At 39.3% G+C, this 16,370-nt stretch carries 16 protein-coding genes and 2 rRNA genes; 1 reads left to right on the top strand and 17 read right to left on the bottom strand.

Annotated features, from left to right (window positions below; all coding sequences use genetic code 11):
• Positions 1-20: 20 nt before the first annotated feature.
• The gene (locus ABE34_RS11870; protein WP_197142764.1) at positions 21-791 is read right to left on the bottom strand and encodes a TatD family hydrolase; all 771 of its coding nucleotides are present in this window, start codon (positions 789-791) and stop codon (positions 21-23) included.
• Between the two features lie 252 nt (positions 792-1,043).
• Positions 1,044-3,020 (bottom strand): methionine--tRNA ligase, encoded by a 1,977-nt coding sequence (gene metG, locus ABE34_RS11875; protein ID WP_197142766.1) that lies wholly within the window; start codon positions 3,018-3,020, stop codon positions 1,044-1,046.
• Between the two features lie 438 nt (positions 3,021-3,458).
• On the opposite strand from metG, the gene ABE34_RS11880 reads away from it, so the two are divergent.
• On the top strand, positions 3,459-3,737 hold the full coding sequence (locus tag ABE34_RS11880) for an AbrB/MazE/SpoVT family DNA-binding domain-containing protein (RefSeq protein ID WP_079563673.1): 279 nt from the start codon (positions 3,459-3,461) through the stop codon (positions 3,735-3,737).
• A gap of 542 nt (positions 3,738-4,279) precedes the next feature.
• Here ABE34_RS11880 and rsmI read toward each other — a convergent pair.
• The 15 genes from rsmI to ABE34_RS11955 all read right to left on the bottom strand — a co-directional run.
• Entirely contained in the window at positions 4,280-5,152 is an 873-nt protein-coding gene (gene rsmI, locus ABE34_RS11885; RefSeq protein WP_197142768.1) for a 16S rRNA (cytidine(1402)-2'-O)-methyltransferase, read from the bottom strand.
• Positions 5,149-5,412, bottom strand: coding sequence for a GIY-YIG nuclease family protein (locus ABE34_RS11890; protein ID WP_197142770.1), 264 nt, complete (start codon positions 5,410-5,412; stop codon positions 5,149-5,151). Before ABE34_RS11890 ends, rsmI begins: the two co-directional genes overlap by 4 nt.
• Positions 5,396-6,145: a tRNA1(Val) (adenine(37)-N6)-methyltransferase gene (locus ABE34_RS11895; RefSeq protein WP_197142772.1), complete on the bottom strand. Its 750-nt coding sequence runs from the start codon at positions 6,143-6,145 to the stop codon at positions 5,396-5,398. Before ABE34_RS11895 ends, ABE34_RS11890 begins: the two co-directional genes overlap by 17 nt.
• A gap of 63 nt (positions 6,146-6,208) precedes the next feature.
• Complete coding sequence (gene yabA / locus ABE34_RS11900) at positions 6,209-6,565, bottom strand: DNA replication initiation control protein YabA (RefSeq protein ID WP_079563668.1); 357 nt, start codon at positions 6,563-6,565, stop codon at positions 6,209-6,211.
• Positions 6,566-6,592: 27 nt separating this feature from the next.
• A complete protein-coding gene (locus ABE34_RS11905) occupies positions 6,593-7,408 on the bottom strand; it encodes a PSP1 domain-containing protein (protein WP_197142774.1) in 816 nt (271 codons plus the stop codon).
• The gene (holB, locus tag ABE34_RS11910; RefSeq protein ID WP_197142776.1) at positions 7,401-8,405 is read right to left on the bottom strand and encodes a DNA polymerase III subunit delta'; all 1,005 of its coding nucleotides are present in this window, start codon (positions 8,403-8,405) and stop codon (positions 7,401-7,403) included. Before holB ends, ABE34_RS11905 begins: the two co-directional genes overlap by 8 nt.
• A gap of 432 nt (positions 8,406-8,837) precedes the next feature.
• Positions 8,838-9,278, bottom strand: coding sequence for a YaaR family protein (locus tag ABE34_RS11915; protein WP_079563665.1), 441 nt, complete (start codon positions 9,276-9,278; stop codon positions 8,838-8,840).
• A gap of 87 nt (positions 9,279-9,365) precedes the next feature.
• Positions 9,366-9,695, bottom strand: a complete 330-nt coding sequence (locus ABE34_RS11920) for a cyclic-di-AMP receptor (RefSeq protein WP_049667342.1) — start codon at positions 9,693-9,695, stop codon at positions 9,366-9,368.
• 231 nt (positions 9,696-9,926) lie between these two features.
• Positions 9,927-10,556: a dTMP kinase gene (gene tmk / locus ABE34_RS11925; RefSeq protein WP_197142778.1), complete on the bottom strand. Its 630-nt coding sequence runs from the start codon at positions 10,554-10,556 to the stop codon at positions 9,927-9,929.
• Positions 10,557-10,573: 17 nt separating this feature from the next.
• Positions 10,574-11,998, bottom strand: a complete 1,425-nt coding sequence (locus ABE34_RS11930) for an aminotransferase class I/II-fold pyridoxal phosphate-dependent enzyme (RefSeq protein ID WP_197142780.1) — start codon at positions 11,996-11,998, stop codon at positions 10,574-10,576.
• A gap of 90 nt (positions 11,999-12,088) precedes the next feature.
• On the bottom strand, positions 12,089-12,625 hold the full coding sequence (locus ABE34_RS11935; RefSeq protein ID WP_197142781.1) for an HXXEE domain-containing protein: 537 nt from the start codon (positions 12,623-12,625) through the stop codon (positions 12,089-12,091).
• A 146-nt stretch (positions 12,626-12,771) separates the two neighbouring features.
• Entirely contained in the window at positions 12,772-12,876 is a 105-nt protein-coding gene (locus tag ABE34_RS11940) for a TetR family transcriptional regulator (protein WP_346655554.1), read from the bottom strand.
• 290 nt (positions 12,877-13,166) lie between these two features.
• Positions 13,167-13,601, bottom strand: coding sequence for an SRPBCC domain-containing protein (locus tag ABE34_RS11945; RefSeq protein ID WP_197142783.1), 435 nt, complete (start codon positions 13,599-13,601; stop codon positions 13,167-13,169).
• Between the two features lie 112 nt (positions 13,602-13,713).
• Positions 13,714-13,829: ribosomal RNA gene (rrf, locus tag ABE34_RS11950) — 5S ribosomal RNA — on the bottom strand.
• 64 nt (positions 13,830-13,893) lie between these two features.
• Positions 13,894-16,370: ribosomal RNA gene (locus ABE34_RS11955) — 23S ribosomal RNA — on the bottom strand; the annotation flags it as partial.

Consider the following 16,370-nt stretch of genomic DNA (forward strand, 5'->3'; position numbering starts at 1 on the left):
ATTGGAGGCGTCTCAGCTAGTTAATTGTCAATCTTAAAAAATTTTTTCGCATTGGTTGTCGTTACCTGTGCAATTTCCTCAATCGTTAAACCTTTTAAACGTGCAATTTCTTCTGCAACTAACGGTACGAAAGCTGGTTCATTACGTTTTCCTCGATATGGATGGGGCGCTAAATACGGTGCGTCTGTTTCGATCATCAAATGCTCTACTGGTATTTCTGTTGCCACTTCTTTCGGCATTCGCGCGTTTTTAAATGTCACCGGTCCACCAAGACTGATCATAAAATTCATAGCAATACATTCATGTGCGGTTTCCACGCTGCCACTAAAGCAATGCATAACGCCTCCCACGGAAGCTGCATTTTCTTCTCGTAAAATTTGAATAACATCCCCAGTTGCATCTCTGTTATGAATAATGATTGGTAAATTCAACTTTTGCGCCAAATGAATCTGCTTGCGGAAAAGTGCTTGTTGAACATCTTTTGGTGATTTATCCCAATAGTAGTCCAACCCAGTTTCACCAATACCCACTATCTTTGGATGTGCTGCTAATTCCTCAATCCAATCTAAATCCTCTTGTCTACAATCAATGGCGTCCACCGGGTGCCAGCCTATAACACCATAAACAAAATCATATTGCTCAACTAGTTGCATTGTTTTTTCAATGGTTTTGCGATCGAAACCAACAACAACCATCGTTTCTACCTTGGCCTCAAGAGCTCTATCTATAACCTCTTGTAAGTCCTCTTCATACTGATCTGCGTTTAAGTGTACATGTGTATCAATGAACATCGTCATTCTCCTAACATAGATTTTATTAAAAATTATTATTTCGTATTTTACATAACTGTTACAAATTTATTACAAACAATTTTGTATTATAACATTACGCATAGCCAAAGACCTTTCGTTTGTTACTATTTACCTAAAAAAATCTAATTTTTACCGCAAATAAATTATTTCAAGATAATAAATTACTCATTTTCAAATGGATTTTAAAAGCCTGCTGAACTTTTTTTATTCAGCAGGCCTTCCTTAAATTGTTTACTTTACTTTTGCGCCATTCTCTAGTTTTGAATCCACCGATGCTAATTTTAAAATTCCATCTTTTTCACCAGCTAGAATCATTCCTTGCGATAATTCACCACGTAATTTAACTGGCTTTAAGTTAGCAACTACAATCACTTTTTGACCAATTAATTCATCTGGAGAATAGAACTTTGCAATACCTGAAACTACTTGTCGTTGCTCATATCCAAGATCCACTTGAAGCTTTAATAATTTGTCTGCTTTCGGAATCGTTTCACACGCTGTTACAGTGGCTACACGTAAATCCACCTTCATAAAATCATCAATTGTAATTTCAGGAATTTCTGGAATATCTGCAGCTTTCTGCTCACCTTTTGATTCTTCTTCTTGTGGAGTTTTCACTGAACCACGCATTTCCTCACGAATATACGTAATTTCAACTTCATTTTCTAGACGAGGGAAAATCGGAATCCCTTTTTCTACCACTTTAATGTTTGCTGGAATAGTATTGCCGAATGTTTCAATTGTTTCCCATGCTAAGAATTTGTCATCCAACCCTAATTGTTCAATAATTCGCTTAGGAGTAGATGTCATAAATGGCTGTAACATGACAGCAATTTGGTGTAAACTTTCCGCCAAATTTCGCATAACAGCTCCTAATTTTGGCTTATCAGTTTCCTCTTTAGCTAGCACCCACGGTTGAGTTTCATCTATATATTTATTTGTTCTTGAAACTAGCGTCCATAAGTCGGCTAATACGACACTAAATTGCATTTTTTCCATACTTTCTTCATATTTAATACGAACTGATTCAGCCTGTTCTTTTAAAGCTGCGTCAAACTCTGTCGATTGAAGATTTTCAGTTGGAATAATGCCATCGAAATATTTATTAATCATTGAAATAGTACGATTCAATAAATTTCCTAAATCGTTTGCTAAGTCGAAGTTTGTACGTTCAACAAAAGATTCTGGCGAAAATACACCATCAGAGCCGAATGGTAACTCACGTAATAGGAAATATCGCGTTGCATCTAAACCATAACGCTCTATTAACATTTCAGGATAAATAACATTGCCCTTTGATTTAGACATCTTACCGTCTTTCATCATAATAAATCCATGAGCAAACACTTTTTTAGGAAGTGGTAAATCTAGTGCCATTAAGAAAATTGGCCAATAAATAGTATGGAATCGAACGATATCTTTACCAACTACATGTACATCTGCCGGCCAATATTTATTGAATAATGTTTCATCCTCTGATAGATAACCTAATGATGTTATATAGTTAGTTAAAGCATCTACCCATACATAAATTACATGTTTAGGATCTCCTGGAACTTTAATGCCCCAATCAAATGATGTTCTTGAAACAGATAAATCTTCTAGCCCTGGTTTAATAAAGTTATTAATCATTTCATTTTTTCGAGATTCAGGCTCAATGAAATCAAGGTTTTCTTCATAATAAGCTAAAAGACGATCAGCGTATTTCTTCATATTAAAGAAGTAAGATTCCTCTTTAACTTTGTGTACTGAACGACCACAGTCTGGACAGTTACCGTCTACTAATTGTGTCTCAGTAAAAAATGATTCACATGGTGTACAGTACCAACCTTCATACTCACCTTTATAAATATCACCATTATCTAAAAACTTTTGGAAAATCTTTTCGACAGTTTTCGTATGACGCTCCTGCGTTGTTTGAATAAAGTCATCGTAAGAAATGTCCATTAATGCCCAAAGCTTTTTCGCAGCATCTGCAATTTCATTTACGTATTCTTGAGGATGCTTGCCCGCTTCAGCGGCTTTTTCTTGAATTTTTTGCCCATGCTCATCCATTCCAGTTAAAAAACGTACATCATACCCGAGTAAACGTTTATAACGTGCAATTGTATCTGATGCTACAGTTGTATACGCTGTACCAATATGGAATTTCCCACTTGGGTAATAAATAGGGGTTGTTATATAGAATGTTTTATTTTGTTCGCTCACTAGAACTGCCTCCATTGTTTCACAGTATACTATCTATTCTAACTAAGTACGAAATTCGTTTCAACTTCTTTCAGCGGGTGTCACGTAATCAGAGAGGAGCTTAATATAGGATTTTAGCCGATTCCGGACGCAATTATGCCGAGGCATAATTGGTTGAAAGTTTTCTCAAGCGCGAAAAATGTCGAATAATATAATCAATCCATTTAATGTCTTAAATAAGAAGCTTTTTTACTATAAATTAAAATATATAATAAAAACCTTTTAAAAAAACCAAAATATCTGTTTTCTTCTCAAAAAATTTTTTCGAAACAATAATATTAGTGTATTAATTAATTGACGTTTATGGCATTACTTGGTATGATAACTATCAGACAAGGAATTATGTCGAAATTTGACGAAATACCAATATAACTTTTAACATTAGGAGGAAATATAATTATGAAATCAACAGGAATCGTTCGTAAAGTCGATGAATTAGGTCGTGTAGTAATTCCAATCGAATTACGCCGTACATTAGGTATTGCAGAAAAAGACGCTTTAGAAATCTATGTAGATGACGACAAAATCATCTTAAAAAAATATATGCCTAACATGACATGTGCTGTAACAGGTGAAGTTTCTGATGATAACTTCCGTCTAGTTGGCGGTAAATTAATTTTAAGCCCAGAAGGCGCAGAAATGTTAGTGAATGAAATCCAATCTAACTTAAAAAAATAATTTGTTACACACCTAAATCAAGCACAGTGATTTGGGTGTTTTATTTTTTATCAATTTCTCCTTAGCGTAATTGCGCCCTGAGGCGTTATTATTTAATAGAAGATAACTATAATATAACCAATTTTTAAGTCCCTTATAATGTCCATGTCAGACCTTTCATAGTTAAGGGTACTATTTTTTACAATTATTATCAATTAAATAGTTTAAATGCCCATCACTAAAGGTTTGATATAATATTTGTTAAAACGTATACCATGTAAGTTGATTGGAGTGGAGGTTGGGCGACTCCTTGGGGATATATAGAGGAACGAAGGCTAAAATCATCACGTCCTGTGATAACGCCTTCGTGACCAACATCCTATTGGCCCGAGACCCGGGAGCGAGCCAGGAAGCTCTGCTCTGTGCGAAAGCGAAGCGTCAGCAACAAAGCGCACAGCCGGAACGGAAATCAACCATTTTTTTGGTGATGAGCTATTTTTATAATTATCTATTTAGATATACAAAAAAGAGGTGCCTATATTAAGGCGACCTCTTTCTTTACATTAACTATGGTATTCATTATAGATTTCTCGCTTAGCTACTTGACGTAGTTTGGCTACTTCTTTTATAGCTTCTTTTGATGTAACACCAGTTTGATCAATAATATAATCAACATGTTCAACAATAGACATTGTCATCCAATAGGCTTGTTCATCATTTTCTTCCTCAGCATTTTCATTTCCTTCAAGGACAATACAAAATTCTCCTCGAATTTCCTCTGTTTGTGACCATTCCACTGCTTCAGCCAACGTACCACGTAAAAACTCTTCGAATTTCTTAGTTAACTCGCGAGCTAATACAATTCGACGATTACCAAGAATAAGTTCCATATCTTTCAAGGTTTCCTTTAAACGGTGAGGAGCCTCGTAAAACAAAATGGTTTCCTGACGTTTTTTTAGTTGCTCTAATTGCTGTCGACGTTCCTTTTTTCCTCGATTTAAAAATCCATAAAAGAAAAATGGCTGCGGTGTTAATCCAGAGGCGATTAATGCTGATATTGCAGCATTGGGACCTGGCACCGGGACAACTGGAAAGTCTTGCTCAATTGCTTTTTCGACTATATCTGCACCTGGATCGGAAATACACGGTAGACCAGCATCACTAACTAATGCAACTGTTTTTCCTTCACGTAAGAATGCTAATAGCTTCTCTCCCCCCACCTCTATATTATGTTCATGATAGCTGATCAGGGGTGTTGCTATATCAAAGTAGTTGCAAAGCTTTTTGGTATTACGTGTATCCTCAGCAGCAATAATATCTGCTTCCTTTAATATACGTAACGCACGCACACTCATATCCTCTAGGTTACCAATAGGCGTTCCAACTAAATATAAACAACCTGTATGATCGTGCATTGTACTTTTTTGAGATTTCATAATACATCCCTCCCTATATATTTCATTTTCTGCGTTCGTGTTAGCTGTTTAAAAGCATATTCAGCACGCATCGCCTCTTGTTTCGTATCGAATTCCTCAACATAAATACATTCCACTGGTCCTCGTGCTCTCGTATATTTTGCTCCCTTGCCAGCATTATGTACAGCGACACGCCTGTCTACATTATTCGTGTAACCAGCGTAAAAGGATTGGTCGGCACATTCTAACACATAAAAATAATGGTTACTGTTCTTTTCCATAAAGAATTTCTCTCACTTCTGCTGTATATTCATTATCCGCATTATACACATACAGGGGTGGTAATATTTTCAGATCCGGTTTACCGTCCTTAATTCCTTCTATTAATAGTGTGTTGGCCTCCTTACCCTCTTTCGGGTAAATAAGTTGCATACGTTTAGGCTCTATACGATTCGCTCGCATTGCCGTAACAATATCTAACAATCGACCAGGACGATGAACAAAAGCGGCCTTTCCGCCCTGTTTTAATAATTTACTTGCTGATTGTATTGATTCCTCTAACGTTAAATACAGTTCATGACGGGCAATAGCGTAATGCTCACTTAAATTTTTATCACTAGCTTCATGTGCTAAAAAATATGGTGGATTACATGTTACAACATCATACTTTTCAATACCAAGCTCCTTAGGAATTTCTTTCACATCACCAAGGACCATATGGATTTGCTCTTCCAACTTATTGTAACGGATACTTCGCTCAGCCATATCAAATAAGCGTGGTTGAATTTCTACTCCTGTAATATGCCCCTTTGTTCTAGCACTTAGAAAAAGTGGGATTACACCATTTCCTGAGCATAAATCAATAATTTTTCCTTTATGGTGTGGGACATTGACAAATTTCGAAAGTAGCACTGCATCCAATGAAAACGAAAATACAGAGGGGCTTTGAATAATACGTAAATCCTCAGCTAATAAATAATCTAACCGTTCATCATCTTTCAACCATTCTTCCATGTTTCTTCCTCCTACTATACAAAACAAAAGACTGACACCACCATAGTGGGAATCAGCCTTCTATTACACATTTTGTTTATTTAAAAATGATAGACAAAACAGACAGTCTTCACCTTTACGTGAACTTCCGAAATGAACATGACAAACATGGAAGCCTTCGTGGTACAAACGTGCTAGGTTATCATATCCCTCGCCAATATCTAGCGGATTCTCTTTCTTCTCATCAGTAGTCTGTTCAGAGTTTTCATTAGAAAGTAATTCTTCTAGACGTGTACGAAGGTGATGATTTTCTGTTTCGAGTGTCTTATGCTCCTCCATCATTAACGCTACAAATTGTTTCAATGCACCAAATTGCTCCTGCATTGCTTCGAGCTGTTGTTCGAACTCCATAACGGTATCTAAGAAATTACGGTCCTTCACCCAAGCCACCTCATTCAGTTCTCTATCTTATATAAGATTTTTTTCGCATGCTAGCAGTTCTTCTAGTGTATACTCGACTGTACGCTCCTGCTCATGTAAATATACTTGAATGAGTCTCTCCAGTACATTTAAACCTACAACTTTACCTCGTCCATCTGGTGTCATCGTTAATTCACCGATGTCTGGCATGCCCTCTTTCGCTTCCTCATATTCATCATTTTCATATTTCAAGCAGCACATTAAACGACCGCAAAGACCTGAAATTTTAGATGGATTTAAAGATAAGTTTTGATCTTTAGCCATTTTAATAGAAACAGGCTCAAAATCTCCTAAAAATGTTGAGCAGCAAAGCATCCGGCCACATGGACCAATACCACCTAACAACTTCGCCTCATCACGTACACCAATTTGACGAAGTTCGATACGTGTTCTAAAAACGGAAGCTAGATCTTTTACAAGATCTCTGAAATCAACGCGTCCTTCAGCCGTAAAATAAAAGATGATTTTATTACGATCAAATGTATATTCAACATCAACGAGCTTCATTTCTAAATTATGCTCAATGATTTTTGTACTTGCTAGTTCAAATGCACGCTTTGATTCGGCGGCATTTTCCTCTACTTGAATACGATCACGTTCATCCGCTGGTCGTAGAACTTGTTTAAGTGGTAAAACAACATCATTTTCCTCAACAACCTTTTGAGGGACAACTACTTTACCATATTCTACACCGCGAGCTGTCTCTACAATAACATATTGACTGTCCTCTAGTAGATATGATGCTGGATCAAAATAATATATTTTACCCGCTTTTTTAAAGCGGACTCCCACTACATTATACAAATGTATACCCCTCCTGCAGATTTAGCATTAACTGCTCCATCATTAACGTCCTATTCATGTTACGCTGTAAAGATGAACGTGCCTGTAAAATAGACTCCATTTGACTAGATAGACGTTCATAAGTCGAATGTAACGCCGCTTCTTTAAATGTCTGTAACATGTCTGGGTAAGTACAAGCTGATTCGGGATTAGCTTTTATTGACACTATATCACGGTAAGCAAATAGTAGTAAATCTAATGCCTGTTCCATCTCGCCTTTTTCTTTAAATAATGGCAACCATTCTTCATGTACAACAAGCATTGCTTCATGTACGTTCTGACGAATTGCCTCTACTAATTTTAACACTGTTTTTCGAGCATGTGCAAACTGCTCATCATTTGCTAAAATCATAGCTGTTTCGAGCTCGTTCGTCACCATGCTTACTGTAGAAGCCATCGAGTAAGAAATATTATTATCTTGTAAATGCTTTAACAATAAATGTCGAGGCATTTTTTGAAATTTAATATGCTGACAGCGAGAGCGAATCGTTGGTAAAATTGACTGCATTTGCTCCGTTAATAAAATCGCAGTTACCTCACCATCAGGTTCCTCTAAAAATTTAAGAATCATGTTTGCAGATGCAATATTGAGACGGTCTGCATGATGAAGTACATAAATCTTCCGTCCCTCTTCAACACCCATCATCTTCATTTCTGCAATTAATTCACGTATTTGATCAATTTTTATAAATTGACCCTCTGGATAAATTTGATGAATATTCGGATGATTACCCGAATCAACACGTCTGCAATTTCGACATGTTTCACATGGAACATTTTGCATTGGTTGCTCACAAAGCATTAATTTGACAAAAAACTGCATAATATCTACTTTGCCTGTCCCTTTTTCACCATCAAAAATGTATGCATGTGCTAATCTATGTTTGTCAAAAATCGTTTGAAGCTGCTTCATTACGACTGGTTGCAGTGCGAATAGCTCTTCAACATTCTTGGCCATATATTTAAATTCCTTCCTATATCAATTACACTCATAGCATAATTGTTTCCTATTGCTCAATTTTATAGATCATCACCAAAACGTGTGGTTGATTTCCGTCCCGATTGGGGGGTCCGATGTGCCGCTTCGCTCGCTCCAGGATCTCGGGCCAATAGGATGTTGGTCACGAAGGCGTTATCACAGGACGTGATGATTTTAGCCTTCGTTCCTCTATATCGCTAATGCCCAAGGAATCGCCCAGTCGTAACGAAGATCAACTTATTAACATAGTAGACGTTTTAATAAAAGTCATCCACAACTTTTGGTGATGAACCAATTTTCGTACAGAAATATCTACAGTTTTAGAGCAGATAGATTAGTTTCATCGTGAATTGAGTTCATACCATTCAGTTTGAAAAAAGCCCGCGCCTACAAGAGAACGAGACACGGGTTTTACATATACAAATTAATTAATAAGCCTTTTATCTCTCCGATTTTATCGAGAAGATCAATTGCTTCCTTTTCTTCATCTAAAATATCTTGAGCAAGCTCCACAAGACGCGTATCAATAGTTTCAATAATTTTCAAGCGTCTTCCTTCACCAAAACGATTCCATGAATGCGATTGTTTTAAATCCATACCATGCTCTACTGTTTCTTGTAGGAATCGTTTAACAAGCATTTTAAAACGAGCAAGCTCTCGTAAATTACGCGATCTTGCAACACGATCACCTGCTGTAGAAATATCCCCTAGCAATCGCGTAAGCTGTTCAGTTTGCAATTTGGTGCCTTGCTTGACGACCATATCTCCAAATCGGTTATTTTGATTATTATTATGCAGTGGTTCTTTACGATTAGTATTTAACCCGACACGTATATCTTGATTAATCTTCAAGCTGTTTCGCCCCCACTTGCTTTCTTTACCAAATACACAAAAGCTAAATTATAATGTGTTTTTCTTCCCATTTAACGTGGCAATAATTTAAAAATGGTGGAACTGTTCAATTGGTAATACAAAAACTGTCGCTCCACCTACCTCTACCTCCACAGGATAAGGTATATAGGAATCTGTATTCCCGCCTAATGGCGATACAGGTGCAACCATTTGTTCTCGTGCACGACAATTATCACGAATAATATCTAAAACTTTGGGTATGAGAGAGTCTTCCGTTCCAATAAGAAACGTCGTATTTCCGGAGCGTAAAAATCCTCCAGTACTCGCTAATTTAGTTGCGCGAAACTGATTTTTCGTTAAAGCATTCGATAAGCGGCTGCTATCCTGATCTTGCACTACAGCTACGACTAACTTCATTCGCACTCACCCCTTCGATAAAATTCATCTAAATAGATTTTAGTTACCTTTTCCGTGACATACGTTAGAGTTCCTCTGTTTCAGTAGGTGTTCGGAACATCTACTAAAATTAAACTACTTCTTCATTCATCTCATAACATTCGCTACTGTCGCGCAGAAAACATTTTCTGAATGAAAATAAGATTATAGTTGTTACCATTATATCACATTGTGGTAGACAACTTCATGCATTTACTGTATTGCTTCATGTATTAATGACCATACATCTTCAACAACACGATCAATCCTTTGGTCCGCATTGACAACATATATACGCTCAGGATAACGCTCCACTAGCTGTAAATATCCTTCGCGAACCTTGTTATGAAAAGCTAAGCTTTCAACATCTAAACGATTGACCTCCCGCTCTCCATGAGCATGGATCCGTGCCAAGCCAACCTCTGGTGCAAGGTCAAATAAGATTGTCATATCAGGTAACTTCTTACCGATTGCAAACTCATTAATAGATAATACTTCATCAACGCCAATACCACGTGCATATCCTTGGTATGCTAAAGAGGAATCGATAAAGCGATCGCAAATAACCGTTTTTCCAGCATCCAACGCAGGTCGTACTTTTTCAAAATAATGCTGACTTCTTGCCGCTGCGTATAATAACGCTTCTGTATGCTCATCCATGGCTGTATGTTCGGGGTCTAAAATTACGCTCCTAATTTTCTCAGCAATCTCAATACCACCAGGTTCTCTCGTTGCTAATACATCAATCTTTTCCTCTGCAAGTCGCTCGGCTATTTTTTGAATAACTGTTGTTTTTCCAGCACCTTCTGGACCTTCAAAAGTAATAAATAAATTGCGATTCATGCTGTTATAGCCTCCAACTATTTAATGATCTTAATCATCTTTTCTTCTAAACGGTGATTTCCTTGGAACGTTGCACCAGTAGCTAGTAACTCCTCTAACTGACTCAGCTTTGCCACGGTTATTTTTTCTCCTGGAACAAGCAGTGGAATACCGGGTGGATACGGAATAATCATACTTGCAGAAATACGTCCCATCGTTCGCATATACGGTAACCATTCTGTTTCCGCCTTTTCCATTTCATCAAATGTATAGGACGGTTTCGTAATGGCCACAAAATTATAGGCCGTTTGCGAAGCCGTTACTATTTCCGCCTTTGGTGTACTTAATAACAATGTTATAGCCTCTTTAATACGGACACGTATTTCTGCAAATGGATAGTTATGCCCCCGTTTCAACAAAGGCAGCACAAGCAATACTTGATTTGCATCTGCTAGTTCTGCGTATACATGCTTTGCTTCTAATGCTTCCTGTAATTGAAAACCCGTATAGCCCTTAACACGTAATAATAATTTGATAGGGTCGTCTACCTCAATAACTTCCAAAGAGCCAATAGCTCGTAATGCCTCTATCCATTGATTTCTTTTTTCTATTATATATGCACCGTCACTCTCCATATATGTCTGTACATAGTAGCGTGCATCATCTAAAGAAGCCAATAAAAGGTAGGATGGGCTGCTAGATTGTAGCATACGTAAATAGTGATTTATTTTGTCGACAACGACTAAGTTAGAATTAACATGCATAAAGGATGCCATTGTCATCGCTGGCAATGTTTTATGCGCAGACTGTACTACTATATCTGCACCAAATGTCAATGCAGATGGCTGAAATAAAGTACATGCACTAAAATGAGCTCCATGTGCTTCATCCACTAAAACAGGAATACCTTTCTCATGACAATACGCAATCTGCTGCTGTATTTCTTTCGATGCCATACCATAGTAAGTAGGATACGTTAATACTACTGCACGTGCCTCTGGATAATAATCAACCGCTTCTTTTAAATCTTTATAAGAAACATGGGTTGCCGTTAATGTTCTTTCATCCCATAGCGGGGATACAAATACAGGCTTTGCTCCAACAAGCTCAATCGCGTGAAATATAGACTTATGTGCATTACGTTGGACAATAATCGTATCACCTTTTTTACATGTGGCATACATCATCGCTAAATTCCCAACTGTAGATCCACCTACTAAAAAGAAACTTTTCATCGCCCCATATGTATCTGCCAATAAGTTTTCTGCTTCTAATATCATTTCCTCTGGATGATGTAAGTCATCAAGACCTGATAATTCAGTCACATCATATCGCATTACATCTTTAAAGGGCTGAGGAAGATGGGATAGTGCTCCGTGCTTATGCCCTGGTACATGAAAGGAAATATTTTGTTGTTGTTGAAAGCGCTCTAATCTTTCTACAATCGGCTTTTTCTTTTGCAAAACAAAACACCCATTTCCGTTATATTCTTATTTAATTATAACACTTACGTTAGAAAAAAATTTACTGAATGGCTTTAAATAAGGTGAAATTCATATAACCTTTTTCCCGATCCAATGTGCTAGTAATGCGATAGGGATCAATAAAAGACAAAATGGCAAGCAAACAAAAATAATGTTCCATGTTATGACTTTATTAATTAATAACGAATGATACAACATTAAACTGTATGGAATGACGATTATCAAAGATGTGAATGCACCTGGTGTAATGGAACGAAGAAAAATGGACTGTGCAAGGTGAGTGAACGCATGTAGAAAGTAGGTTAGCGTAACAACAGTGAAGAAGTAGATATCTCCGAACAGCCCTTGATTCACATATTGATTTGCTACAAAAGTGGAACTACTTACAAACATAAATACTACGACTACTGCTACGGCAAACTGTGCTGTCGACATCGAGAACTGTTTAAGAACTCGATTAGCAATTTTTTTCGGCAATCTTTCATACAAAATCGTAGAATTCTTATTCAACCACTTTTCAACCATAATGATTTCTTCAAAATCATGAAGAATAAACATAATAGGGAATAACCAAATAAGTGTTTGAATACCTATCCATTGCTCCATAATGATTCCTCCTGTCTAACTCTCAATAACATGTGGTTGTTTTCCGTTTCGATTGGATGCTTTCCTAGTGCGTTCGACCTTCACTAAAATCGACTTATACAAATTACACAAGTTTTAACACATCCCATCCACAACTTTTGAAATACTTAATGACATGTAAGCCCCTCTGCTACTCCGCTCTTTACTGCTATTTCTTTAGTAGTCGTTGCGGTAAAGCCCTTTTTAGTAAAAAGCTCTAATGACGCTTCCAAAATTTTATCCTTCTTTGACACCAAACCTTTTCGCCACCGATTTTATATTTGAGTGTTTACTCAAATATAAAGGACAAAAAAGAACGTTGTCGAGTTATTCCAGGTGATAGTGACAAAATAAGCTATTAATTTCAGTTTCTACTCTTAACGTTTTAATAAAGTGCTATCTCAAACTCTTGGTGATAAGTCAGAAAAAGATCATTGCAACTAAAAGCAATGACCTTTTTCTATGACATGACACTCTTTTTTTATCAGTAACAACTATACCGAGGCTAACTGTGTCCGGAATACTAGATACTAGCCTTTATTGCCATCTCTTGTACTAGCTGTTCTACTAATGGCGGTACGAACTTTTCTAAAATTGGATTCATCATTCCTGCAAGGAAACCGCTTGCCTTTAATGTTAAATTACCTTCTAACTGACATGTACCATCTTGGTTTTGTGTAACTTCAAAGTATCCATCACCATTTAAAGGATCTGATAAGCCTACCAAATCAAATTTAACCTGATTAGGATTTGATTCCTTACACTTAAGTTCAACCTTTACAGCTTTTTGGATAATCCCAAAATCCCCTTGAAATACCCAAATCATATTTCGTTCACTTGGGAATTCATGATGTAAATAACCAGGTATTAGTATAGCCCATTCTTCTTTATTTTTAATAAATTCCTGTAACTTAGCTTTTTCAATTTGAATATTTGCTCTATATACCCCTGTTGCCATTTAAACACCCCTATATTTGTTTATTTAAATTAATTAAATTCTAACATTTTTTGGGTGTTATTACTGATTTTTTAAAATAAAAAAACCACTGATTTCTCAGTGGCTACTTTGTGCCTAGCGACGTCCTACTCTCACAGGGGGAAGCCCCCAACTACCATCGGCGCTAAAGAGCTTAACTTCCGTGTTCGGTATGGGAACGGGTGTGACCTCTTTGCCATCATCACTAGACATATAAAAGAATTAATTATTCTTTCAAAACTGGATAAACGGTGCATTGAATGTTTCAAACATTTTGGTTAAGTCCTCGATCGATTAGTATTCGTCAGCTCCATGTGTCACCACACTTCCACCTCGAACCTATCTACCTCATCGTCTTTGAGGGATCTTACTTACTTGCGTAATGGGAAATCTCATCTTGAGGGGGGCTTCATGCTTAGATGCTTTCAGCACTTATCCCGTCCACACATAGCTACCCAGCGATGCCTTTGGCAAGACAACTGGTACACCAGCGGTGTGTCCATCCCGGTCCTCTCGTACTAAGGACAGCTCCTCTCAAATTTCCTACGCCCACGACGGATAGGGACCGAACTGTCTCACGACGTTCTGAACCCAGCTCGCGTACCGCTTTAATGGGCGAACAGCCCAACCCTTGGGACCGACTACAGCCCCAGGATGCGATGAGCCGACATCGAGGTGCCAAACCTCCCCGTCGATGTGGACTCTTGGGGGAGATAAGCCTGTTATCCCCGGGGTAGCTTTTATCCGTTGAGCGATGGCCCTTCCATGCGGAACCACCGGATCACTAAGCCCGTCTTTCGACCCTGCTCGACTTGTAGGTCTCGCAGTCAAGCTCCCTTGTGCCTTTACACTCTACGAATGATTTCCAACCATTCTGAGGGAACCTTTGGGCGCCTCCGTTACCTTTTAGGAGGCGACCGCCCCAGTCAAACTGTCCGCCTGACACTGTCTCCTGCCCCGCTAAGGGGCATGGGTTAGAATTTCAATACAACCAGGGTAGTATCCCACCGACGCCTCCTTCGAAGCTGGCGCTCCGAGATCTCTGGCTCCTACCTATCCTGTACAAGTTGTACCAAAATTCAATATCAGGCTACAGTAAAGCTCCACGGGGTCTTTCCGTCCTGTCGCGGGTAACCTGCATCTTCACAGGTACTATAATTTCACCGAGTCTCTCGTTGAGACAGTGCCCAGATCGTTACGCCTTTCGTGCGGGTCGGAACTTACCCGACAAGGAATTTCGCTACCTTAGGACCGTTATAGTTACGGCCGCCGTTTACTGGGGCTTCAATTCGCAGCTTCGCTTGCGCTAACCACTCCTCTTAACCTTCCAGCACCGGGCAGGCGTCAGCCCCTATACGTCACCTTACGGTTTTGCAGAGACCTGTGTTTTTGCTAAACAGTCGCCTGGGCCTATTCACTGCGGCTCTCATGCGCTTGCACGCTCAAGAGCACCCCTTCTCCCGAAGTTACGGGGTCATTTTGCCGAGTTCCTTAACGAGAGTTCTCTCGCACACCTTAGGATTCTCTCCTCGACTACCTGTGTCGGTTTGCGGTACGGGCACCTCTCACCTCGATAGAGGCTTTTCTTGGCAGTGTGAAATCAGGAACTTCGTCCATACGGACTCGCCATCACAGCTCAACGTTACAGTGTGCGGATTTGCCTACACACACGCCTTACTGCTTGGACGCGCATAACCAACAGCGCGCTTACCCTATCCTACTGCGTCCCCCCATTTCTCAAACGGTGAGGAGGTGGTACAGGAATATCAACCTGTTGTCCATCGCCTACGCCTATCGGCCTCGGCTTAGGTCCCGACTAACCCTGAGCGGACGAGCCTTCCTCAGGAAACCTTAGTCATACGGTGGACGGGATTCTCACCCGTCTTTCGCTACTCATACCGGCATTCTCACTTCTAAGCGCTCCACCAGTCCTTCCGATCTGACTTCAACGCACTTAGAACGCTCTCCTACCACTGACATCGTAGATGTCAATCCACAGCTTCGGTGAATCGTTTAGCCCCGATACATTTTCGGCGCAGCGTCACTCGACCAGTGAGCTATTACGCACTCTTTAAATGATGGCTGCTTCTAAGCCAACATCCTGGTTGTCTGTGCAACGCCACATCCTTTTCCACTTAACGATTACTTTGGGACCTTAGCTGGTGGTCTGGGCTGTTTCCCTTTTGACTACGGATCTTATCACTCGCAGTCTGACTCCCGTGTATAAATATCTGGCATTCGGAGTTTGTCTGAATTCGGTAAACCGGGATGGCCCCCTAGTCCAAACAGTGCTCTACCTCCAGTATTCTCATCACGAGGCTAGCCCTAAAGCTATTTCGGAGAGAACCAGCTATCTCCAAGTTCGATTGGAATTTCTCCGCTACCCACACCTCATCCCCGCACTTTTCAACGTGCGTGGGTTCGGGCCTCCAGTAAGTGTTACCTCACCTTCACCCTGGACATGGGTAGATCACCTGGTTTCGGGTCTACGACCACGTACTAATTCGCCCTATTCAGACTCGCTTTCGCTGCGGCTCCGCCTTCTAAAGCTTAACCTCGCACGTAATCGTAACTCGCCGGTTCATTCTACAAAAGGCACGCTATCACCCATTAACGGGCTCTAACTACTTGTAGGCACACGGTTTCAGGATCTCTTTCACTCCCCTTCCGGGGTGCTTTTCACCTTTCCCTCACGGTACTGGTTCACTATCGGTCACTAGGTAGTATTTAGCCTTGGGAGATGGTCCTCCC

This window comes from Lysinibacillus sphaericus, assembly GCF_015844675.1.
GTDB lineage: Bacteria > Bacillota > Bacilli > Bacillales_A > Planococcaceae > Lysinibacillus > Lysinibacillus sphaericus_E.

Bases quoted from the DNA above. Each gene is read 5' to 3' on its own strand.
- ABE34_RS11870 (WP_197142764.1), bottom strand. From the start codon at position 791: ATGTTCATTGATACACATGTACACTTAAACGCAGATCAGTATGAAGAG.
- ABE34_RS11880 (WP_079563673.1), top strand. From the start codon at position 3,459: ATGAAATCAACAGGAATCGTTCGTAAAGTCGATGAATTAGGTCGTGTA.
- rsmI (WP_197142768.1), bottom strand. From the start codon at position 5,152: ATGAAATCTCAAAAAAGTACAATGCACGATCATACAGGTTGTTTATAT.
- ABE34_RS11890 (WP_197142770.1), bottom strand. From the start codon at position 5,412: ATGGAAAAGAACAGTAACCATTATTTTTATGTGTTAGAATGTGCCGAC.
- ABE34_RS11895 (WP_197142772.1), bottom strand. From the start codon at position 6,145: ATGGAAGAATGGTTGAAAGATGATGAACGGTTAGATTATTTATTAGCT.
- holB (WP_197142776.1), bottom strand. From the start codon at position 8,405: ATGGCCAAGAATGTTGAAGAGCTATTCGCACTGCAACCAGTCGTAATG.
- ABE34_RS11920 (WP_049667342.1), bottom strand. From the start codon at position 9,695: ATGAAGTTAGTCGTAGCTGTAGTGCAAGATCAGGATAGCAGCCGCTTA.
- tmk (WP_197142778.1), bottom strand. From the start codon at position 10,556: ATGAATCGCAATTTATTTATTACTTTTGAAGGTCCAGAAGGTGCTGGA.
- ABE34_RS11935 (WP_197142781.1), bottom strand. From the start codon at position 12,625: ATGGAGCAATGGATAGGTATTCAAACACTTATTTGGTTATTCCCTATT.
- ABE34_RS11945 (WP_197142783.1), bottom strand. From the start codon at position 13,601: ATGGCAACAGGGGTATATAGAGCAAATATTCAAATTGAAAAAGCTAAG.